The sequence below is a fragment of the Streptomyces sp. NPDC020192 genome, assembly GCF_044388685.1.
In the GTDB taxonomy this organism is placed as follows: domain Bacteria; phylum Actinomycetota; class Actinomycetes; order Streptomycetales; family Streptomycetaceae; genus Streptomyces.
Window position 1 is genome coordinate 232,351 of sequence record NZ_JBIRXG010000003.1, and the last position, 19,507, is coordinate 251,857.

At 72.1% G+C, this 19,507-nt stretch carries 17 protein-coding genes; 8 read left to right on the forward strand and 9 right to left on the reverse strand.

What is annotated here, in order from left to right:
• Positions 1 to 4 precede the first annotated feature (4 nt).
• From ACH47Z_RS08120 to ACH47Z_RS08130, 3 genes are read right to left on the reverse strand one after another with little or no spacing between them, the layout of a single operon-like run.
• Positions 5 to 1,594, reverse strand: a complete 1,590-nt coding sequence (locus ACH47Z_RS08120; protein WP_399071785.1) for a hypothetical protein — start codon at positions 1,592 to 1,594, stop codon at positions 5 to 7.
• Complete coding sequence (locus ACH47Z_RS08125) at positions 1,585 to 2,796, reverse strand: hypothetical protein (RefSeq protein WP_399071787.1); 1,212 nt, start codon at positions 2,794 to 2,796, stop codon at positions 1,585 to 1,587. Before ACH47Z_RS08125 ends, ACH47Z_RS08120 begins: the two co-directional genes overlap by 10 nt.
• Positions 2,693 to 3,637 carry a phosphatase PAP2 family protein gene (locus ACH47Z_RS08130; RefSeq protein WP_399071789.1) on the reverse strand — a complete coding sequence of 315 codons (945 nt, stop codon included), beginning with the start codon at positions 3,635 to 3,637 and terminating at the stop codon, positions 2,693 to 2,695. Before ACH47Z_RS08130 ends, ACH47Z_RS08125 begins: the two co-directional genes overlap by 104 nt.
• 245 nt (positions 3,638 to 3,882) lie before the next feature.
• On the opposite strand from ACH47Z_RS08130, the gene ACH47Z_RS08135 reads away from it, so the two are divergent.
• Positions 3,883 to 4,479, forward strand: a complete 597-nt coding sequence (locus tag ACH47Z_RS08135; RefSeq protein ID WP_399071791.1) for a histidine phosphatase family protein — start codon at positions 3,883 to 3,885, stop codon at positions 4,477 to 4,479.
• A gap of 7 nt (positions 4,480 to 4,486) precedes the next feature.
• Here the strand turns inward: ACH47Z_RS08135 and ACH47Z_RS08140 are convergent, their stop codons facing one another.
• On the reverse strand, positions 4,487 to 5,905 hold the full coding sequence (locus tag ACH47Z_RS08140; RefSeq protein ID WP_399071793.1) for a hypothetical protein: 1,419 nt from the start codon (positions 5,903 to 5,905) through the stop codon (positions 4,487 to 4,489).
• A gap of 210 nt (positions 5,906 to 6,115) precedes the next feature.
• On the opposite strand from ACH47Z_RS08140, the gene ACH47Z_RS08145 reads away from it, so the two are divergent.
• Both ACH47Z_RS08145 and ACH47Z_RS08150 read left to right on the forward strand, forming a co-directional pair.
• Complete coding sequence (locus ACH47Z_RS08145; protein WP_399071795.1) at positions 6,116 to 6,529, forward strand: hypothetical protein; 414 nt, start codon at positions 6,116 to 6,118, stop codon at positions 6,527 to 6,529.
• 34 nt (positions 6,530 to 6,563) lie between these two features.
• The gene (locus tag ACH47Z_RS08150; protein ID WP_399071796.1) at positions 6,564 to 7,436 is read left to right on the forward strand and encodes a spermidine synthase; all 873 of its coding nucleotides are present in this window, start codon (positions 6,564 to 6,566) and stop codon (positions 7,434 to 7,436) included.
• 54 nt (positions 7,437 to 7,490) lie between these two features.
• Here ACH47Z_RS08150 and ACH47Z_RS08155 read toward each other — a convergent pair whose 3' ends face one another.
• Positions 7,491 to 7,970, reverse strand: a complete 480-nt coding sequence (locus ACH47Z_RS08155) for a hypothetical protein (RefSeq protein WP_399071798.1) — start codon at positions 7,968 to 7,970, stop codon at positions 7,491 to 7,493.
• Positions 7,971 to 8,070: 100 nt separating this feature from the next.
• Here ACH47Z_RS08155 and ACH47Z_RS08160 point away from each other — a divergent pair, with 100 nt between their 5' ends.
• From ACH47Z_RS08160 to ACH47Z_RS08170, 3 genes are all read left to right on the forward strand, one after another.
• Positions 8,071 to 8,787: a response regulator transcription factor gene (locus ACH47Z_RS08160; protein WP_399071800.1), complete on the forward strand. Its 717-nt coding sequence runs from the start codon at positions 8,071 to 8,073 to the stop codon at positions 8,785 to 8,787.
• On the forward strand, positions 8,784 to 10,175 hold the full coding sequence (locus tag ACH47Z_RS08165; RefSeq protein ID WP_399071802.1) for a sensor histidine kinase: 1,392 nt from the start codon (positions 8,784 to 8,786) through the stop codon (positions 10,173 to 10,175). Before ACH47Z_RS08160 ends, ACH47Z_RS08165 begins: the two co-directional genes overlap by 4 nt.
• 132 nt (positions 10,176 to 10,307) lie before the next feature.
• The gene (locus ACH47Z_RS08170; RefSeq protein ID WP_399071804.1) at positions 10,308 to 11,786 is read left to right on the forward strand and encodes a cellulose binding domain-containing protein; all 1,479 of its coding nucleotides are present in this window, start codon (positions 10,308 to 10,310) and stop codon (positions 11,784 to 11,786) included.
• Positions 11,787 to 11,949: 163 nt separating this feature from the next.
• Here ACH47Z_RS08170 and ACH47Z_RS08175 read toward each other — a convergent pair whose 3' ends face one another.
• The 4 genes from ACH47Z_RS08175 to ACH47Z_RS08190 all read right to left on the reverse strand — a co-directional run bounded on the left by ACH47Z_RS08175 (position 11,950) and on the right by ACH47Z_RS08190 (position 16,752).
• Positions 11,950 to 13,389: a GH1 family beta-glucosidase gene (locus tag ACH47Z_RS08175; protein WP_399071806.1), complete on the reverse strand. Its 1,440-nt coding sequence runs from the start codon at positions 13,387 to 13,389 to the stop codon at positions 11,950 to 11,952.
• Between the two features lie 96 nt (positions 13,390 to 13,485).
• Positions 13,486 to 14,394, reverse strand: a complete 909-nt coding sequence (locus ACH47Z_RS08180; protein WP_399071810.1) for a carbohydrate ABC transporter permease — start codon at positions 14,392 to 14,394, stop codon at positions 13,486 to 13,488.
• 10 nt (positions 14,395 to 14,404) lie between these two features.
• On the reverse strand, positions 14,405 to 15,421 hold the full coding sequence (locus ACH47Z_RS08185; protein ID WP_399071811.1) for a carbohydrate ABC transporter permease: 1,017 nt from the start codon (positions 15,419 to 15,421) through the stop codon (positions 14,405 to 14,407).
• Positions 15,422 to 15,426: 5 nt separating this feature from the next.
• Positions 15,427 to 16,752: an ABC transporter substrate-binding protein gene (locus ACH47Z_RS08190; protein ID WP_399071813.1), complete on the reverse strand. Its 1,326-nt coding sequence runs from the start codon at positions 16,750 to 16,752 to the stop codon at positions 15,427 to 15,429.
• Positions 16,753 to 17,024: 272 nt separating this feature from the next.
• On the opposite strand from ACH47Z_RS08190, the gene ACH47Z_RS08195 reads away from it, so the two are divergent.
• Positions 17,025 to 18,263 (forward strand): RNA-guided endonuclease InsQ/TnpB family protein, encoded by a 1,239-nt coding sequence (locus ACH47Z_RS08195; protein ID WP_399072325.1) that lies wholly within the window; start codon positions 17,025 to 17,027, stop codon positions 18,261 to 18,263.
• A gap of 170 nt (positions 18,264 to 18,433) precedes the next feature.
• Positions 18,434 to 19,489, forward strand: coding sequence for a LacI family DNA-binding transcriptional regulator (locus ACH47Z_RS08200; RefSeq protein WP_399071815.1), 1,056 nt, complete (start codon positions 18,434 to 18,436; stop codon positions 19,487 to 19,489).
• Positions 19,490 to 19,507 lie beyond the last annotated feature (18 nt).

The window sequence follows — 19,507 nt, forward strand, 5'->3', positions numbered from 1 at the left end:
GGACTCACAGCATGTCCTCCTCGGTGACGGCGTCGGGCGCCTCCGGTACGGCCTCACCCGGCGGGCCGCCGTGCGTCCAGGGGGTCTCCTCCGGGTCGGGCAGCTTCGCGCCGCCGCGCTGCTCGTGCTCGAAGAGCGTGCAGCAGATCCGGTCGCCCTTCTCCGGCACCGACCCGGGCTCGGGCTCCTTGCCACGGCCCATCTTGTCCAGCACCCGCAGGACCAGCACGCCCTCGGTCTCATACCCGACGAACTCTGCCGCCTGCGGTTTTCCGCCCAGCGAGCGGTACACCTTCGCCCGCTCCGCGAGATGCGGCCGGTCGTCCGTGCGGACCGTCACCAGCGGGCGCGGGCTCGGCCGCCTGCCCTCGCTGTACGCCATGACGACATCGATCACCTCGCCCGCGAACGCCTCCCCGGCCAGCCGCCGCCCGGCCATCACCAGCGGGTCGTCCAGCGCCTCCTGCGCCTCCAGCCGGGCCTGCTCACGCTCGCGCGTGGCCAGCTTGTTCGCCGCCGTCACCGCGTCGTCCCGGCGTGGCTGCGGGGGCTCGCCGGCCAGTACCCGGTCCCGGTGGCCGGTGAACGACCAGCGGTCCCGGGTCCAGCGCTCCTCGGCATGTGCGCCCTCCGGCAGTGCCCGCAGCAGGTCCAGGCCCCGCCACACCGCGTCCCAGGTGGGCCGGGTGCGGCTCTCCACCAGGTCGCGGATCTCCCGCTCGGCCGCGGTGAGCGCGGCCAGCCGGTCGTCGGCGGCCACGGCGTCCTCGGCGGCGGCGAGGGCGGCACGCGCGCGGTCGTAGCGCTCGATGGCCGGAGCCAGCAGCCTGTTGTCGAACGCCGGGTCGGTGGCCGGGCCGGCCGGCGGGCACCGCAGCTGGCCGTCGGCGTCCCGCGCCAGCTCGGCCTCGCGCGCGGCCTCGGCGCCGGAGGTGCCTTCCGGCGGGTCGATCCACGCGAGCAGCGCGCCCAGGTGCTGGTCCTCCAGGCTGGACTGGCCGGTCGCCCAGTGCCGGGAGAGCACGTCGGTGAGGGCGAGCAGGAGCGAGGAGTCGGGGACCCGGGCCCGCTCGCCGTAGTGGGTCAGCCAGCGGCCCAGCAACGGGATGTGGGGCGGCGCCGGATGGGGCGTCTCCGGGTCCTGCTCGGCCGTACGGCGAAACCGCGTGGAACGGCCCAGCAGCCGTACGAAGTCCAGGCCCGCGCGGCTCGGCATGATCAGCTGGGGCGCGTCCGCGCAGAGCTCCACCTCGACCTTGACCCGCTTGCCGGTCTCCGCGTCGGTCTCGGTGCGCTCGGCCGCCTCCACCGCCTGGGCGTAGGAGTCGATGTACGGCAGGACGACGTCGGCCAGGTCGGCGAGGAACCCGAACCGCAGATCGCGGTCGCGCGGCTGCGGCACGACCAGCAGACGGGGCGCGTCGCGGTCCGTGCCGACCAGCGCGCCGAGCGGGGCACCGGCCTCACCGGCGGTGGTGAGCGGCACGAACACCAGCGGGCGGTCGGACAGATGCCGGTGCCGGACCGTCGCGACGGGCTGGGCCCGGCCGGTGTCGACGGCCTCGAGCCGGGCCAGGGTGGTGATCAGCGACACGCGGCTGCCCCCTCCAGCGCCTCGGCACGCAGCGCGGCCGCCCGGCGCAGGGCCGACACCGCGGGGTCGTCCGGGTCGCCGCTCTCGCCCCGGGCCGCCGCGAGGACGTCCCCGACGGTGGCCAGACCGCCCAGTTCGGCGCGCAGCGGCCGGCCGAGGCGGGTGACGGCGTCCGCCTCACGCGCGCGTTCCCGGCAGTGGAAGGCCAGTTCGCACGCCGACAGACACTCCGGCGCGTACGTCGCCGGGACCGCCGCCACGGCCGCGGACAGCTCTTCCGAGGGCCGGTCGGGCGCGAAGCACGTGCCCTCGGGCAGGGCCTCGGCGATCTCCTCGATCCGGGTGAGCCGGGCCAGCTGGCGGGCGGTGACGGCGCGCTGCTTGCGCACGTCCACGGCGGAGGCCGCGGCCAGGTTGGAGAAGTCCTTCGGGCACACCAGCAGCACCCGGTGCCGTACGCGCGGGGCCGGGGCGCTGTCACCGGCGAGCCCCTCCGGCTCCGCGTCGAGGCGGGCGGCCACCTCCTCCAGCGCCAGCACGTACACCGCCGCCTGGCGGGCCGCCGCGCCGACCTTCGCCGGGTCCGCCGCGCCGTCCAGCATCGGGAAGGACTTGATCTCCACCACCGACCAGCTGCCGTCCGGGTGCACCACCACCGCGTCCGGCTCCAGGAAGGCGAGCGAGCCCGCCACGTCCAGCGCCAGCATCGGATGGTCGAGGAGCGTCCAGCCACCCGCGCGCGTGGCCTCGCGCAACGCCAGCGCCGTACGCGCCGTACGCCCCTCGGGGCCGTGTGCGGTCAGGTCGGGTACGGCGGCCCCCTCGGGCGGCTCGGCGCCCGGGTCGAGGCGGGCGTGCGCCAGGCGCAGCAGCTCCGCGCCGCCGTCCGCCTTCACTCGGGCCTCGAACGCGTTGCCCCGGGTCAGCGCGAACTGCGACTGCCCGAAACCCGACGGCGCGCCGAGCGCGCTCGCCAGCCGCGCCTTGTCCACCCCGGCGCCGTCCAGGATCGCCCGCCGACGGCACCCGGGGTTGGCGGCGAGCGCCGCGAGGGCGCGCGCGTCCAGGGCCTTGGCCGGTACGTCGGGACCGCGCAGCTCAGCGAGCCGTTGCCCGAGCCCCTTCCCCCTCGTCGCTGGGGGAGGTGTCCGATCCGGCCCCGGCGTCGAGCTGCGACTGGCGCTGCCGTGGAATTCGCTCACCCGCGGAAGTCTGGCATCCGCCACTGACAATCGGGGAACCCGTGGCACCCGCGACGGCTGTGGTGCGCGGGAACAGGCGGGCCCGGAGGCGGTCCAGGCCCCGCATCACACGCGGCGCCAGCAGAGAGCCGACGCCCATCACGGCGATGCCCGCGACCGCGTCCAGCAGGTAGTGGTTGGCGGTGCCCATGACCACCAGCGCGGTGCCCAGCGGGTAGGCGACACCGAGAGCCTTCGCTACGCGCGTGCCGCCGTGCCGCCACAGCATCACCCCGCACCACAGCGCCCAGCCGACGTGCAGACTCGGCATCGCCGCGTACTGGTTGGTCATCCCACCCATGCCGCGCGGCGCGCTGGCCTCGCCGCCCCACCAGCCGTACGAGCTGAAGTGCGCCATGGTGTCCACGAAGCCGTGCCCGGCGGACAGCAGTCGGGGCGGGCAGGTCGGCAGCAGGGTGAAGCCGATCAGACCGATGAACGTGGACGTCATCAGCCAGGTGCGGGCCCGCCGGTAGTGCTCGGCGCGGGCCCGGAACAGCCAGATCAGGATGGCGGGCGTGACCAGGTAGTGCAGCGAGGCGTACCAGAAGTCCGCCGGTACGCCGAGCCAGGGCTCGCGCGTGAACAGCCGGTTGAGCGGGTGCTCGGCGTTCAGGTGCAGCGCCTTCTCGAGGCGCAGGATCGCCAGTCCGTGGTCGACGGCGGAGGTGACGTCACCGCGCGCGAGGAGGCGTCCGGCCGAGTAGCAGCCGTAGACCAGGAGGATCAGCGGCAGCTCGGTCCACCAGCGCAGCCGGGTACGCGGGACCGCCTCGGTGCCCGGTGTCTCGGTCTGCGGCATCCGATCGCCCTCCCCCTCGTCATGCTGTGCGGTGCGCCCCGGCGGGCGACCGTGCCACTTTACGGTGTCCGTACATCGCCCACGCGGTCGCTCCCTCCTCGCTCGAGGGCCGCCCGAGCGTTCGCCCAGGCACGCGCCCGCGTGGGGCGCTCAGCCCTCCAAGACGCCGGGAGCGACCGCCGGGTTGCCCCGGCGCGCGGTGAGCGATGATGGAGGGGTTCCCTTCGCATCCGGAAAGGTCTCCCATGGCACCGCGCATCCTGCTGGCCCGGCACGGACAGACGGAATGGTCACTGTCCGGCAAGCACACCGGCAGGACGGACATCCCGCTGCTGGAGGAGGGCCGGCGCGGGGCCAAGCTGCTCGGCGAGCGCCTGCACCGCGCTCCGCTGGACGGCCTGCCGGACGCGGAGGTGCGCACCAGCCCGCTGGTACGCGCGCGTGAGACCTGCGAACTCGCCGGTTTCGGCGACCGGGCCACCGCCTGGGACACGCTCATGGAGTGGGACTACGGCGCCTACGAGGGCCTGACCCCGGCCCAGATCCACGCCCAGCGCCCGGACTGGCTGATCTGGCGCGACGGCGTCCCGGAGGGCGAGACCATCGCCGAGGTCACCGCGCGCGCGGACGAGGTGGTCTCCTGGGCACGCTCGGCCGACCGCGACGTCCTGATCTTCGCCCACGGCCACATCCTCCGCTCCATAGGCGCGCGTTGGCTGGGCCTGCCGCTGGACTTCGCCGCGCGGATACGCCTGAACCCGACGTCGCTGTCCGTGCTCGGCTGGGCGTACGGGGAGCCGGCGATCGAGAGTTGGAACGATCTGGGACATCTGACGTCCTGAACGATCCTCAGACCCTCCCTGTTCTCGGCACAGAAGCATGCCGATCCAGAAACTCGGAGACCCCGGACGCCCGCCGGTGCGGCAGCAGAACCCGCGCCGTGCCCGCCAACATGCTCTGGATCCGCGACGACTGGACCTGGTCCAACAGCGACAGCACACGCATCCCGGCGGCCGCCGCCTCGTCCGGCCGCCCCTCACGCGCGAGGTCGTCCGCCAACTCGGCCGTGTAGAGCGCGATGTTGCGCGTGAAGTGAGGATCCTGCAACTCGGTGGCGCGATACGCGTGCCGTGAGGCCCGCCGCCAGTCGCCCAGCATGGACCAGCACTGCGCCTCCAGCCCCTCCAGCTCGGCCTCGCCGTAGAAGCTCATCCACTCGGGGTCGGCGTCCGAGTGGCCGCGGGCGAAGAGGGCCTGGGCCCGGGCGAGGGCCTGTTCGCAGCCGGTGCGGTCGGCGAGGCCCGCCCAGCCGCCGGCCTCGCGCAGCGCGAGCAGGGACATCAGGCGCGCGGAACCCAGCGGAGCGCCCGCGCGCTGGGCGGCCTGCGCCGCGCGGACCGCCTCCCGGGGCCGGCCGGCGTCCCGCGCCAGGAACGCGGTGTTGCAGAAGGCGTGCGCCTCCAGCCCCGGATCCCCGGTCATGCGGGCCGTGGCCAGCGCCTCCGCGTAGTGCGAGCGGGCATCGTCGAAACGGCCGGAGTCATGGGCCAGCCAGCCCACGGAGATGGCGAGTTCACCGGCGCCCGAGTGCAGACGGTCGGCGGTGGTCTGCCGGGTCGCGCCGGCGTCCAGCAGCTCGTAGGCCGCGCGCAGCGGAGCCGCCGCGCGCCGGTAGAGCCCGTCCGCGCCGTGCCGGTCGTCGAGCAGCCGGATGCGGCGCACGGCCTCCTCCAGGGCGGTCGCCTCGGACGTGCCGGGCCGTCCGGGGCGCCCGACCGCGGCCGCGGCGTCCGTGGTGGGTCCCAGCGGGCCCAGCGTGACGGCGGCCACCGTGGCGCCTCCGCCGGTCATGAATGCGCGACGCAGCACGTCGCTCTCCTCGTGGTTCAGGTGGTCGTTCTCGTACGGCTCGTGCGGGTCATACGGTTCGAAGGCCCCCCGTGACTCACCGGGCGCGTCCGCGGCGGGGCGCGCCGCCCGGCCGCGGACGGACGAGCGGGGCGCGAAGCCGAGGTCGGTGAGCGTGCGGCCGGGGAACATGTGCAGGAACACCCGCTCGTACGCGTAGTTCGGGCAGCGGATCTCGCCCGCCTCGACCCTGCCGACGTAACGCGCGTCACAGCTCACCCGCTCACCGATCTCGCGCGCGGCGCGCCGTACGAGCGCCGCGAACTCGGCCGGTGAGCGCCTGCCGCGCAACTGCCGGAAGGCGAGGTTGGGCCGTAGTGGCCGTTCGGGCTGTGACGAGGTCACGGTTGACGACGCCATGGCCGGGTCCTCTCGTGCGAACCGTCGAACCGGGCATGAACGTACCTGCTGTGACGGACCCGCCACGCGGTGTTTGGCTACAAACCGGATATCTCATCCACGATCTGCCATGAAGTGCCATCCTTTGCGGCGCACTTGTGCCGTAGCCGTTGACGGACTCGCGCGTTGGTCCGGTTGGACCCGCAACAGTGCTGTGTGGTGGAGGCCGGGATGGAGACCAGCCAGAGCAACGAACCTTGTACGTCGCCGTCGTCGGACGCAGCGGACGACGCGGGCGCGGAAGTGTGCGACCTCGTGACGGTGCCCGCCCGGCAGGGACTGGAGGCGGTCGACATCCTGCGACGCGGCTCCGGCGACGCGATGGGCCCCGTCCTGCACGACGACGGCTGCGACACCCTCGGTTTCCTGGTCCCGGCCGGCACCGCGGCCTGCTGGGACGTGCCGGGCAGCACCTGCACGGAGACCGACGGACGCGGCATGAGACTGACCCCCGAGCCGCCGGTGGAGGGCTCGGACTGGCTGCTGCCGCCCGGTGAGGCCGACCTCGCCACCGATCCGGTGGTGCTGCGCAAGGCGCTCGGGGAGGCGGCCCGGCTGATCGAGGCGGCCGACAGCCGCCGGTGAGGCACCCGGCCCCGGTACCTGCGAAAATGGGCCGGTGGGCAGGTCCAGGAACAACACGCGGCGCAGGTCGGCGGCCGCCGAGGCCGTCGTGGAGGCGGTCGACGGCGGGCTCGCCGAGCTCGTCCCCGACCCCGACCGCGGCCGGGCCTGGACCCTGCTGATCGACGGCGCCCCGCAGTCGCACGTCGACCTGGACGACCCGGCGTACCTCTCCTTCGAGTACCAGCGCCGCCTCGGCCATGTCATCGACCTCGCCGCCGCGCCCGGCAAGCCGGTGCACGCCGTGCACCTCGGCGGCGGGGCGCTCACCCTCGCCCGCTATGTCGCCGCGACCCGGCCCCGCTCCACCCAGCAGGTCGTCGAGCGGGACGCGAGCCTGGTGCAACTGGTGCGCCGGGAGCTGCCGTTGGATCCGAACGCCCGGATCAGGGTGCGTGCGGTGGACGCGCGCGTGGGGCTCGGCAAAGTGCCGGACGGGTGGGCGGACCTGGTCATCGCCGATGTCTTCAGCGGCGCGCGCACCCCGGCCCACCTCACCTCCACCGAGTTCCTGGACGAGGTCCGCCGGGCGCTGAAGCCCTCCGGGGTCTACGCCGCGAACCTCGCCGACGGCCCGCCGCTCGCGCATCTGCGCGGCCAGATCGCCACCGCCACCGCCCGGTTCGCCGAGCTCGCGCTGATCGCCGACGCGGCCGTGCTGCGCGGAAAACGCTTCGGCAACGCGATCCTGGTCGCCTCCGACGCCCCGCTCCCGCTCGCCGAACTCACCCGCCGCGCCGCCTCCGACCCGCACCCGGGCCGGGTCGAACACGGCAAGCCGCTCACGGACTTCACGGGCGGCGCGCTGCCGGTGACGGACGATACGGCGGCGGCCTCCCCGGCACCACCGCCCTCGGTGTTCCGCTGAGCGCTCCGCTCGACCATGAAGGCCGCCCCCGCCGTGCTCCGGCCGGGCGGCCGTTCAGTAGGTGCCCACCTCCACATGCGGCGGACCGTCGTGCCAGGTGCAGAACACCGACACCCGGTCCGCGCCCCGGCTGAACTCCACCCGGATCCAGGTGTCGGTCTTCCACACCTGCATCGACCAGCCGGACCCCGGTGTCGCCGAGACGAACGTGGCACTGGACGCGCCCAGGTCGAACACCGCCCGGCCGCCGTCGGTGTCGTACGCCTTGACCTGGCCGGAGGCGGTGGCGGATACGCTCGGGGTGCGTGCAGGAGTGGGGGTCGGGCGGGGTGAGGGGGTGGGGGAGGCGGACGGCGGCGGCGGGGGCGCGGGCGTCGTGGCTCGGTCCCTCGCGTCGGCCGCCGTGATCGGCAGGGCGCGCGGCGGGTCGTACGCCGTCCCGGCCATGACCGTGTGCACACCCCACCACGACAGCGTGACCGCCGCTCCCGTCGCGAGCAGCCACGCCATCACCGGTACGAGTCCTCTGCGCATCGCGGGCCATACTGCCTCACCACCCACACGGGTTGTCCACAAACCCCGAGTTGTCCACAGGCCCCGATCAGGTCCGGCCGCATGGCGTACGGTGCGGCGCATGGCAAGTGTGCTCGTGGTCGAGGACGACCAGTTCGTACGCTCGGCGCTCATCCGGCATCTGACCGACGCCGCGCACACCGTGCGCAGTGTCGGTACGGCGCTGGAGGCGCTGCGCGAGGTCGCCCATTTTCGTTTCGACGTGGTCATCCTGGACCTCGGACTGCCGGACCTGGACGGCTCCGAGGCCCTGAAGATGCTGCGCGGCATCACCGACGTGCCGGTCATCATCGCCACCGCCCGGGACGACGAGACGGAGATCGTCCGGCTGCTGAACGCGGGAGCGGACGACTATCTGACCAAGCCGTTCTCGGTCGAGCACCTCTCCGCCCGCATCGCGGCCGTGCTGCGCCGGGCCCGCTCCACCGGCGCCGAGACCCCGCCCTCGCCGGTCCTCCGGGTCGGCGGCCTGACCGTTGATCCGCTGCGCCGGCAGGCCGAGCTGGACGGGATCCGCCTCGACCTCACCCGCCGGGAGTTCGACCTGCTCGCCTTCCTGGCCGGCCGGCCCGGGGTCGTCGTCCCGCGCAAGGAACTCCTCGCCGAGGTCTGGCAGCAGTCCTACGGCGACGACCAGACCATCGACGTCCATCTGTCCTGGTTGCGCCGGAAACTGGGGGAGACCGCCGCCCGGCCCCGCTATCTGCACACCCTCCGGGGCGTGGGCGTGAAGCTCGAACCCCCGGCGGACCCCCTTGCGGACGGGCCGGCCCGATGAGGTGGGCCCTGGTCAAGGTCTGCCTGGCGGTCACCACGATGGTCGTGGTCGCCTTCGCCGTGCCGCTCGGACTGGTCGTCAGGGAGATGGCCCGCGACCGGGCGTTCTCCAACGCCGAGCGGGAAGCCGCCGCCGTCGCGCCCGCACTGTCCATCACCACCGACCGGGACAAGCTGGAGCGCGTGGTGGCCTCGGCCGGCGCCGACTCCGGGATGGCCGTGCACCTGCCCGCCGCCGACGGCCGCTCCGCGCTCGACCTGGGTAAACAGCGCGCCGCCGGCCGCGACATCGAGGCCGTACGGAGCATGGGCCAGGCCTCGACGACCTCCGTCCCCGGTGGCTCGACGCTGCTCCAGCCGGTCGCGCTCGGCTCCGGCACGATAGCGGTGGTCGAGGTCTACGTCCCCGAGTCCGAGGTGACCAACGGCGTCGGCACGGCCTGGGCGGTGCTCGCGGGCGTCGGCCTCGCACTGATCGTCGGCTCGGTCGCCGTCGCCGACCGGCTCGGGGTGCGCATGGTGCGGCCCGCGCGGCGGCTGGTCCAGGGCGCCCACGAGCTGGGTGAAGGCCAACTGGGCTCGCGGGTGCCGGAGGACGGCCCGACCGAACTGCGGCTCGCCGCCGTCGCGTTCAACTCCATGGCCGACCAGGTCGTCCAACTGCTCGCGAACGAGCGCGAGTTGGCGGCGGACCTCTCCCACCGCCTGCGCACACCCCTCACGGTCCTGCGGCTGAACGCCGCCTCCCTCGGCGCCGGACCGGCCGCCGAGCAGACCCGGGCCGCCGTCGCCCAGCTGGAGCGCGAGGTCGACACCATCATCCGTACGGCCCGGGAGGCCAAGCCGCAGACGGCCGCCGCCGGGCCCGGCGCCGGGTGCGACGCGGCCGAAGTGGTCCGCGAGCGCATGGAGTTCTGGTCCGCGCTCGCCGAGGACGAGGGCCGCAAGTGGCGGGTGGCCGGCGTCGAGAGACCGGTGCGGATACCCGTGGCCCGCGCCGATCTGGCCGCCGCGCTCGACGCCCTGCTCGGCAACGTCTTCCGGCACACCGCCGAGGGCACCGCCTTCGCGGTCGACGTGCACAACGCCGAGGACGCGGTGATCGTGCTGGTCTCCGACGCGGGCCCCGGCATATCCGACCCGGACGCCGCGATGGCCCGGGGGCGTGGCTCGGGGAGCGCCGGCTCGACCGGGCTGGGCCTCGACATCGTGCGCCGGCTCGCCGAGTCCACCGGTGGTGACGTGCGCATCGGCTCCTCGGTGCTGGGCGGCACCGAGGTGCGGATCTGGTTCCAGCTGGACGGACGCCGGACGCCGGTGCGGGGACACCGCGGCAGGGTGCGCCGGCGCCGATCGGGCAAACCGGTCCCGACTGGTCTCGACCATTAACCGTCCCCGATCCCTTCCTTAAGCGCACCCTAAGGTCTGCAACCGACGTCCCGATCAGGCCGTTTGTCCGATTCCGGCTCGCTAGCGTGCTGCCGCACCCCACCCCCGTGACCATCGAAGGCAGGCAGGCGCATGAGCACGCACCGGCGCAGGATCAGTGGCAGGAACAAGGCGATCGGAGGCCTCGTGGCCGCGGCCGTCGTCGGCGGCGGCGCGGTCCTGCTCACCGGCACCGCGAACGCGGCCGGGGTGAACGCCGCGTACACGAAGACCAGCGACTGGTCGACCGGTTACACCGCCCAGTACGTCGTCACCAACAACAGCGGCTCGCAGGAGAAGAGCTGGACGCTGGAGTTCGACCTCCCGGCGAACGCCAGGCTGAGCTCGCTGTGGAACGGCGAGTCGAGCGTGAGCGGTTCGCACGTCACCGTGAAGCCGGCGAAGTGGGACACCGAGGGCCTCGCCCCGGGGAAGTCGGTGACCGTCGGTTTCGTGGTGGACGGCAGCGGCGACCCGACGGGCTGTCGTATCGACAACAGTCAGTGCTCCGCGGACGGCGGCGCCACCCCCGAGCCCAGCGGCCGGCCCACCGGGACCCCGTCCCAGTCGCCGACCCCCACCCCGACGGCCACCAGCACCTCCACCCCCACCCAGAGCGCCACGCCGGCCCCGACCGCCAGCAGCACGACCGGTACCGGCAGCGGCTCCGGAACCACCACCTCCGCGGGCTTCGCCCCCTACGTCGACACCTCCCTCTACCCGGCCTTCGACCTGGTCGGCGCGGCGAACGCGACCGGGGTGAAGAACTTCAACCTCGCCTTCGTCACCGACGGCGGCGGCTGCACCCCCAAGTGGGGCGGTGTGACCGACCTGACCGGCGACGCCGTGGCCGCGCAGATCGGCTCCCTGCGCGCCAAGGGCGGTGACGTCCGGGTCTCCTTCGGCGGCGCCTCCGGCTCCGAGCTGGCCACCACCTGCTCCTCGGCCGACGCGCTGGCGGCGGCGTACGGCAAGGCGATCGACACGTTCAAGCTGACCAAGGTCGACTTCGACGTCGAGGGCGGCGCGCTGCCCAACACGGCGGCGAACACCCTGCGGGCGAAGGCGATAGCGAAGCTCCAGGCACAGCACCCGGGCCTGGACGTCTCCTTCACGCTCCCGGTGATGCCCGAGGGTCTCACCCAGGACGGCGTGAACCTGCTGTCGAACGCCAGGTCCAACGGCGTGAAGATCTCCACCGTCAACATCATGGCGATGGACTACGGCGCCTCGTACAACGGCGACATGGGCGACTACGCCCAGCAGGCCGCCACCGCCACCCAGGCCCAGATCAAGGGCGTCCTCGAGCTGTCGGACTCCGCCGCCTGGAAGGCCGTCGCGATCACCCCGATGATCGGCGTCAACGACGTCTCCTCCGAGATCTTCAAGGTCGACGACGCCACCCAGCTGGCCGGCTTCGCCAGGTCCAAGGGCCTCGGCGGCCTGTCGATGTGGTCGGCCGCCCGCGACAAGCAGTGCGCCGGCGGCGCGAAGAACTCCGCCGACCCCACGTGCAGCTCGATCGTCCAGGACCCATTCGCCTTCTCGAAGGCCTTCGGCGCCTTCAACTGACCTGGCCGTACAGGGCGCGTCCGCCAACAACTGGGCACCCTCACCACCAAGGACGCCGTACAGAAGGGCCCGTCGAAGCTCACCGCCGCGGGCGGCGGCATCGAGCACATCCGCGTGCGGAAGAGGTGCGGCCCGCCCCCACGGCGGGCCGCACCCCCGTCTTTCAGGCGGCGGAGCCCACCGGCGGCAGGGTCCCCGTACGCGCCGCCTCGCTGTACCACCACGCGCTCGACTTCGGGGTGCGCTCCAGCGTCGCGTAGTCCACGTAGACCGCGCCGAACCGCTTTCCGTAGCCGTACGCCCACTCGAAGTTGTCCATCAGCGACCACAGGTAGTAGCCCCGCACATCGGCGCCGTCGGTGATCGCCCGGCGGACCGCCGAGAGGTGGCCGTGCAGGTAGGCGATGCGCTCGGGGTCGTGGACGCGGCCGTCGGGGTCGGGCTTGTCGTCGTAGGCCGCTCCGTTCTCGGTGACGTACAGCGGCAGGCCCGGGGCCTCGCGGGTGTAGCGCGTGATCAGGTCGTACAGGCCCGTCGGGTCGATGCTCCAGCCCATCTCGGTGCGCTCGCCCGGCGTCTGGTGGAACAGCACGTCGTCGGCGCCCGGCCAGGGGGAGTGGTCGCTGGCGCCGTGGCCGTCCGCCCGCGGACCGGTGACCTCGTCGGAGGCGGCCGAGACCAGCGACGGGGTGTAGTAGTTGAGGCCCAGCGCGTCCAGCGGCGCGTTCGCCGTGCGCAGGTCGCCGTCGAGGACGTACGACCAGTCGGTGACCGAGGCCGTCGCGGCGAGCAGCGACTCGGGGTACGCGCCGTGCAGCATCGGTCCGTGGAAGACCCCGTTGGCCAGGTCGTCGATCCGGCGGGCCGCGGCCAGGTCGGCCGGGTCCTCGGAACGCGGCCGCACCACCGAGGAGTTGAGGCTGATGGCGATCTGGTTGCGGGCGGGCATCACCGCACGCAGGGCCGACGTGCCCAGACCGTGCGCCAGGTTGAGGTGATGGGCGGCGCGCAGCGAGGCCGCCGGGTCGGTACGGCCGGGGGCGTGGACGCCGGAGCCGTAGCCCAGGAAGGCGCTGCACCAGGGCTCGTTGAGGGTGATCCACTGCTCCACCCGGTCGCCCAGCGCCTCCCCGACCAGGTGCGCGTACTCGGCGAACCGCAGCGCGGTGTCCCGCTCCGGCCAGCCGCCCGCGTCCTCCAGCTCCTGCGGCAGATCCCAGTGGTAGAGGGTGAGCGCCGGCTTGATGCCGTGCGCCAGCAGCTCGTCCACCAGCCGGCGGTAGAAGTCCAGACCCCGCTGCACCGCCGGACCACGGCCGGTCGGCTGCACCCGGGACCAGGAGACCGAGAAGCGGTACGCCGTCAGGCCCAGCTCCGCCATCAACGCCACGTCCTCGCGGTAACGGTGGTAGTGGTCGACAGCGATGTCACCGGTCTCGCCGCCGGCCGTCCTGCCCGGCGTATGGCTGAAGGTGTCCCAGATCGAGGGGGTACGGCCGTCCTCCCGTACCGCCCCCTCGATCTGGTACGCCGAGGTCGCCGCACCCCACAGGAAGGCGGGCGGAAAGCTCACGGGGGACACGGAGGACACGGAGTCAGGCATGGAAGCGCTCCCATAGAGGGTCGTAGGAGACCGGTGAAGTGAAGGAGAGAAGAGGGGCCGGGACGACGCTGACCCGGCCCCTTGCGCGGAAGGCGGTCAGCCCTTGACCGCGCCCTGCATGATCCCGCCCACGATCTGCTTGCCGAAGACCGCGAACACGAGCAGCAGCGGCAGCGTGCCGAGCAGCGCGCCCGCCATGATCAGGGACTGGTCGGGGGTGTAGCCGCGGCCCAGCGCCGAGACCGCGACCTGCACGGTCGGATTGCCGTTCTGGGTGAGGACCAGGAACGGCCACAGGAAGTCGTTCCAGGTCTGGACGAACATCAGCATCCCGAGGACCGCCATCGCGGGCCGGGCCGCCGGGAACACGATGTGCCACACCACGCGCCAGCTGCTCGCGCCGTCCACCCGGGCCGCCTCGATCAGCTCGTCCGGCAGCGCCTGCATCAGGTACTGCCGCATGAAGAACACCCCGAACGCGCTCACCAGCGACGGCAGGATCACCGCCTGCAGCTGGTCGGTCCAGTCCAGCTTGGCGACCATCATGTACAGCGGGATGATGCTGAGCTGCGGCGGCACCATCATCGTGCCGATCACGATCAGCATCAGGGCGTTGCGGCCCTTGAACCGCAGCTTGGCGAAGGCGAACCCGGCGATCGTCGACAGGAAGACGATGGTCCCCGCCGAAACACCGGCCACGAACGTGGTGTTGACGAACGCCTTGCCCAGGTTGGCGTCGTTCCAGGCGATGTCCAGGTTGTGGGCGAGATTGGACCCGAACCAGAACGGCGGCGGGGTCTCGGCCAGCCGGTTGTTGTCGCGGGACGCGGCGATCGCCGTCCACACCAGCGGGAACAGCGAGCCGAGCGAGAACAGGATCAGGACCGCGTACGCGAGCGGGCCCGCGTGCAGCGTCCCGCCGGCCCGCGCCGCCTTCGGCCGCCGAAGCCGCCTGGGCTCCTTGTCCGTCGCCGCCTCGGTGGTCGGGGTCAGGGTCGTCGTCACGGCCGTACTCCTAACTACTCTCGCGCAGGCGGCGCGAGATGACGTAGTTGACGATCCCGATCACGATGAGGATCAGGAACATCGTCCAGGCGATCGCGGAGGCGCGGCCCAGGTGCTGGTTGACCCAGCCCTGCTCGTACAGGTACAGGCCGAGCGTCTGGAACTGGTGCTCGGCGCCGCCGGAGGCGCCCTTGTTGGCGTCGAACATCAGCGGCTCGCCGAACAGCTGCGAGGCGCCGATCGTCGACACGACACAGGTGAACAGGATCGTCGGGCGCAGCTGCGGCAGTGTGACGTGGAAGAACTGCTGCCAGCGGTTGGCGCCGTCCAGCGCCGCCGACTCGTACAGATCCTGCGGGACCGCCTGCATCGCCGCGAGGTAGATCAGCGCGTTGTAGCCGGTCCAGCGCCAGACGACGATCGAGGAGACCGCGATCTGCGAGGGCCACTTGTCGTTCTGCCAGTCGATGTGGCCGCCGCCGACGGAGTGCAGCGCCCAGTTGATCATGCCGTAGTCGCGGCCGAAGAGCAGCACGAAGACCAGCGACGCGGCGGCGATCGACGTCGCGTACGGCGCCAGCATCACGACCCGGAAGAAGGTCGAGGCGCGCAGCTTGTAGTTGAGGATGTGGGCCAGCCCCATCGCCATCGCCAGCTGCGGGACGGTGGAGATGATCCCGATGGTCAGGGTGTTCTTCGCCGCGTTCCAGAAGAAGTCGTCGTCGAAGATCCGGGTGTAGTTGTGCAGCCCCGCCCACTGCATGTCGGTGGGCGCGGTCAGCTCCACCGTGTGCAGCGAGGCCCAGCCCGTGTAGATCAGCGGGAACAGGCCGAAGGCGACGAAGAGCAGGAAGAACGGGGAGACGAAGGCGTACGGACTGAAGCGCACGTCCCGCTGCCAGCGGCGGGACAGCCGCGCCCGCCGCCGCTCGTCGCCGCCGGACATGCCGGATCCGGCGCCGGAGCGGGCCGGGGCCGCGCCCCCCTCCTTGACGGGGGGCGCGGCGGCGTCGTGCCGGGTGGCCATGCCGGTCACTTCTCCAAGTTGTTGTCGATGGTCTTGGAGGCCGTGTTCCAGGCGTCCTCGGCCGACTTGCCCTTGGTGACGAGGATGACGCCGTTGTCCGTCAGGCCCTGCTGGATGATCTGGTCCTTCGGGCCGATCGGCTGGGTCGGGATGGACTTGGCGGCCTGGGCGAAGATCGTGCCGATCGGGGCGTCCCCGGTCATCTGGTTCTTCGCGCCGGTGACCTGGGACGTCGTGTACGCGGGCGGCGCGCTCGGGAAGCTGCCCTGGACGGCGAAGAGCTTGGCCTGCTGGGCGGGCGCGGTCAGCCAGGTCACGAACTTCTCGGCCTCGGTGACGTTCTTGCCGGACTTGGGCACGGCCAGGAAGGTGCCGCCCCAGTTGCCGGCCTGCGGCGCCTGGGCCACGTCCCACTGACCGGCGGTGTCCGCCTTCGACTTGCCCTTGATGTAGCCGAGCATCCACGGCGGGCAGGCCACGGAGGCGAACTTGCTGTTGGAGATCAGCTGGTCCCAGCCCGGCTGGAACTGCGGCTGCGACTGGACCAGCCCGTCCTTGGCGGCCTGGGCGGTCAGGTTGAAGGCGTTCCGCACGGCCGGGTTCGACTTGTAGATGACCTTGCCGGAGGCGTCGTAGAACTTCTGGCTCGCACTGCTGAGGATCGCGTTGAGCAGACCGCCGGGGGAGTCCATGAAGGTGGTGCCGCTGGGTGCCTTCTTCTTGTACTGCTCGCCGGTGGAGACGAGCTTGCTCCAGTCACCGGCCCACAGCTTGGACACCTGGTCGCGGTCGGTGGGGAGCCCGGCCGACTTGAACAGATCCTTGCGGTAGCAGATCGCCATCGGCCCGATGTCGGTGCCGAGGCCGACCGTCTGCCCGTCCTTGGTGGTGGCCTGCTGCCACTTCCAGTCCAGCCAGTTGGTCTTGTTCACGCCCTGGACCTTGGAGAGGTCCTCCAGCTTGCTCGCCTGGGTCTGGACGACCTCGGCGATGTTGCCGACCTCGACGGCCTGGATGTCCTGCAGGCCGCTGTTGGTGGTGAGGTGGTTGACCAGGGCCGGGTAGTAGTTCTCGTTCTTCTCGATCACGTTCTCCTGGATCGAGATGTTCGGGTGCAGCTTCTCGTACTCGGTGTAGAGGCCGGCCTCTTTGAAGCCCATGGTGCCGAACAGACCCAGGGTGATCGTGGTCTTGCCCTTGCCGCCGCCATCGCCCGAGGTGTCGGACTTGCTGCCGCTGTCCTTGGCGCAGCCGGCCAGCAGCCCCGTGGTCAGCGCGGCCACGGCCGCGAGGGCCCCCAGCCTGCGGGACCGGCGGATGCTCGTGCGCATTGCGTCCTCCTGTTGCCTGACGTGCCGACCCCCCGGCCAACTGCACTGTTGGGCCCGTCTGTTGCTCGCTGCGGCTCGGGCGGGGAACGTGCGGGATGTGTATGTGCCAGGTAGTGTGGGAGCGCTCCCACAAGTGATGTGTTGAAGAGTCGTCGGTTCGAGGCGGGGTGTCAAGGGAGATGACGCGGAGGAGCGCGTTCAGCTTCACTCTGTCGGGTGAGGAGAGGGGAACGTGCAGTGGAGAGTCGTACGGGTGTGTACGTTCGGTGATCGTGAAGCTGGTGGTGCAAGTCCAGTTGCTGCCGACGCCCGTGCAGGCGGCGGCACTTGAGGCGACCCTGCGCGCCTGCAACGAGGCCGCCGGCTGGGTCAGCGGCGTGGCTTTCGCGAAGGATGTGAAGAGAAACTTCGCGCTGCGCGAGCACACCTACGCCGAGATCAAGGCCCGGTGGGGGCTGGGTGCACAGGCCGCCCAGCACGTGATCAAGAAGGTGTGCGATGCGTACGCCACACTGAGGGCCAGTCTGAAGGCCGGGAACCTGGGCAGGCCGGGCTCGAAACGGTACCGCCGCGCTGTGGAGAAGCCGATCGCCTTCCGTGTACAGGGGGCACAACCGTACGACGACCGGATGCTGTCCTGGCAGATCGACCAGCGCCGGATCTCAGTCTGGACCGTGCAGGGGCGGGTGAAAGACGTGGCGTTCACCGCGTCCCCGGAGCAGCTGGCCACCCTGGCGTTGTACCGGAAAGGCGAGTCCGACCTGGTGTGGCGGGACGGCATGTGGTTTCTGATGGCCACCTGTGAGGTGCCCGAAGCACCGGCGAACTCCGACCCGGTGGACTTCCGCGGCATCGATCTTGGCATCGTGAACATCGCCACCACCAGTGACGGCGAGATCATGGCCGGGCGCGAGCTCAACCGCATCCGCGCGCGGGAGCGGAAGCTTCGTACCAAGCTGCAGAAAAAGAACACCCCGTCCGCCAAGCGCCGGCTGAAGAAACGCCGCCGTAAGGAGGCGCGGCGGGCGAAGGACATCAACCACAAGATCGCGAAACATGTGGTGGCCGAGGCTGAACGCACCGGTCGCGGGATCGCCCTGGAAGACCTTACGGGCATCCGCGAGCGGGTACGGCTTCGCAAGCCCCAACGGGCCGCCCACTCCAGCTGGGCTTTCGCCCAGCTGGGGTCGTTCATCGCGTACAAGGCCCGCCGGGCGGGGGTGCCGGTGGTGTACGTCGATCCGGCGTACACCTCGCGCACCTGTGCCGAGTGCGGGTACATCGGCAAGGCGAACCGGGTCTCGCAGGCCTGCTTCGCGTGCCGGTCCTGCGGATTCGTTGATCACGCGGATCGGAACGGCTCCCGCAACATCCGTGCCAGAGCGTGGGAGTTGTGGCGACGCGGGGCCCCGTCAACGGCCCCTGCCCCACCACCGCGTCAGCGGGACGGGGCTGGACGCAAACGCAGCGCCACCGCCAGTGGCGCCCGTTGTGCAAGCCCGTTGCTCTAGCGACGGATAGTTGACTTATCGGGCTGTTAATCGACGGGAGCCGACGGCGCCGGTCGACACAAACCAGCTGGCGGGGGCCCGGGGGCGGCAGCCTCCAGGGAACGGTCACCACAGTGAGCGGTGCTGTTACATTCGGCCAGCACAGAGGATGCGGCGGAAAGGCGGAGCCCATGGCAAGCCAGGGAGCGCGGTGCCGGGGCGGGGGTCGGCCCACGCTCGAGGAGGTCGCCGCCCGGGCCGGGGTCGGCCGGGGCACGGTCTCGCGGGTGATCAACGGCTCGCCCCGGGTCAGCGACGCCACCCGCGCCGCGGTCGAGGCGGCGGTCGCCGAACTCGGCTACGTCCCCAACACCGCGGCCCGCGCCCTGGCCGCCAACCGCACGGACGCGATCGCCCTCGTCGTCCCCGAGCCCGAGACCCGCTTCTTCGCGGAGCCGTACTTCTCGGACATGCTGCGCGGTGTCGGTGCCGAACTCGCCGACACCGAGATGCAGTTGCTGCTGACCTTCGCGGGCAACGACCGGGGCCGCCAGCGTCTGGCCCAGTACCTGGCGGCGCACCGCGTCGACGGCGTCCTGCTGGTCTCGGTCCACGCCGACGACCCGCTCCCCGATCTGCTGGCCCAGCTGGAGATCCCGGCCGTGATCAGCGGCCCGCGCTCGGCCGGCGAGACGCTCACCTCGGTGGACTCCGACAACTACGGCGGCGGCCGCTCGGCGGTGGAGCACCTGCTGGCGCGGGGCCGCACCCGGATCGCCCACATCACCGGCCGCCCGGACGTCTACGGCGCCCAGCGCCGCGTCGACGGCTACCGCGACGCCCTGCGCGATGCGGGGGTGGAGCTGGACGAACTCCTCGTGGAACCGGGTGACTTCACGGAAGAGGGCGGCCGCCGGGCCATGTCCGTGCTCCTGGAGCGGCACCCGGATCTGGACGCGGTCTTCGCCGGCTCGGACGTGATGGCGGCGGGCGCCCGCCGGGTACTGCGCGAGGCGGGCCGCCGCATCCCCGAGGACGTGGCCCTGATCGGCTACGACGACTCCGCCATCGCCCGCCACATGGACCCGCCCCTGACCAGCGTCCGCCAGCCCATCGAGGAGATGGGCCGCGCGATGATCGACCTCCTCCTGGCGGAGATCGCCGACCGCCGCCCGGCCGCGTCCCGGGGACTGGAACGACGGCACGCGGTGCTGGCTACGGAGCTGGTGGTGCGGGCGTCGTCGTAGCCCTGCTCGGTGTGGGAC

What these genes read in the sequence shown, in the direction of transcription:
- ACH47Z_RS08185 (WP_399071811.1), bottom strand. Translation starts at nt 15,421, where the DNA reads ATGGCCACCCGGCACGACGCCGCCGCGCCCCCCGTCAAGGAGGGGGGC.
- ACH47Z_RS08155 (WP_399071798.1), bottom strand. Translation starts at nt 7,970, where the DNA reads ATGCGCAGAGGACTCGTACCGGTGATGGCGTGGCTGCTCGCGACGGGA.
- ACH47Z_RS08135 (WP_399071791.1), top strand. Translation starts at nt 3,883, where the DNA reads ATGGCACCGCGCATCCTGCTGGCCCGGCACGGACAGACGGAATGGTCA.
- ACH47Z_RS08165 (WP_399071802.1), top strand. Translation starts at nt 8,784, where the DNA reads ATGAGGTGGGCCCTGGTCAAGGTCTGCCTGGCGGTCACCACGATGGTC.
- ACH47Z_RS08190 (WP_399071813.1), bottom strand. Translation starts at nt 16,752, where the DNA reads ATGCGCACGAGCATCCGCCGGTCCCGCAGGCTGGGGGCCCTCGCGGCC.
- ACH47Z_RS08130 (WP_399071789.1), bottom strand. Translation starts at nt 3,637, where the DNA reads ATGCCGCAGACCGAGACACCGGGCACCGAGGCGGTCCCGCGTACCCGG.
- ACH47Z_RS08200 (WP_399071815.1), top strand. Translation starts at nt 18,434, where the DNA reads ATGGCAAGCCAGGGAGCGCGGTGCCGGGGCGGGGGTCGGCCCACGCTC.
- ACH47Z_RS08140 (WP_399071793.1), bottom strand. Translation starts at nt 5,905, where the DNA reads ATGGCGTCGTCAACCGTGACCTCGTCACAGCCCGAACGGCCACTACGG.
- ACH47Z_RS08145 (WP_399071795.1), top strand. Translation starts at nt 6,116, where the DNA reads ATGGAGACCAGCCAGAGCAACGAACCTTGTACGTCGCCGTCGTCGGAC.
- ACH47Z_RS08170 (WP_399071804.1), top strand. Translation starts at nt 10,308, where the DNA reads ATGAGCACGCACCGGCGCAGGATCAGTGGCAGGAACAAGGCGATCGGA.
- ACH47Z_RS08160 (WP_399071800.1), top strand. Translation starts at nt 8,071, where the DNA reads ATGGCAAGTGTGCTCGTGGTCGAGGACGACCAGTTCGTACGCTCGGCG.
- ACH47Z_RS08175 (WP_399071806.1), bottom strand. Translation starts at nt 13,389, where the DNA reads ATGCCTGACTCCGTGTCCTCCGTGTCCCCCGTGAGCTTTCCGCCCGCC.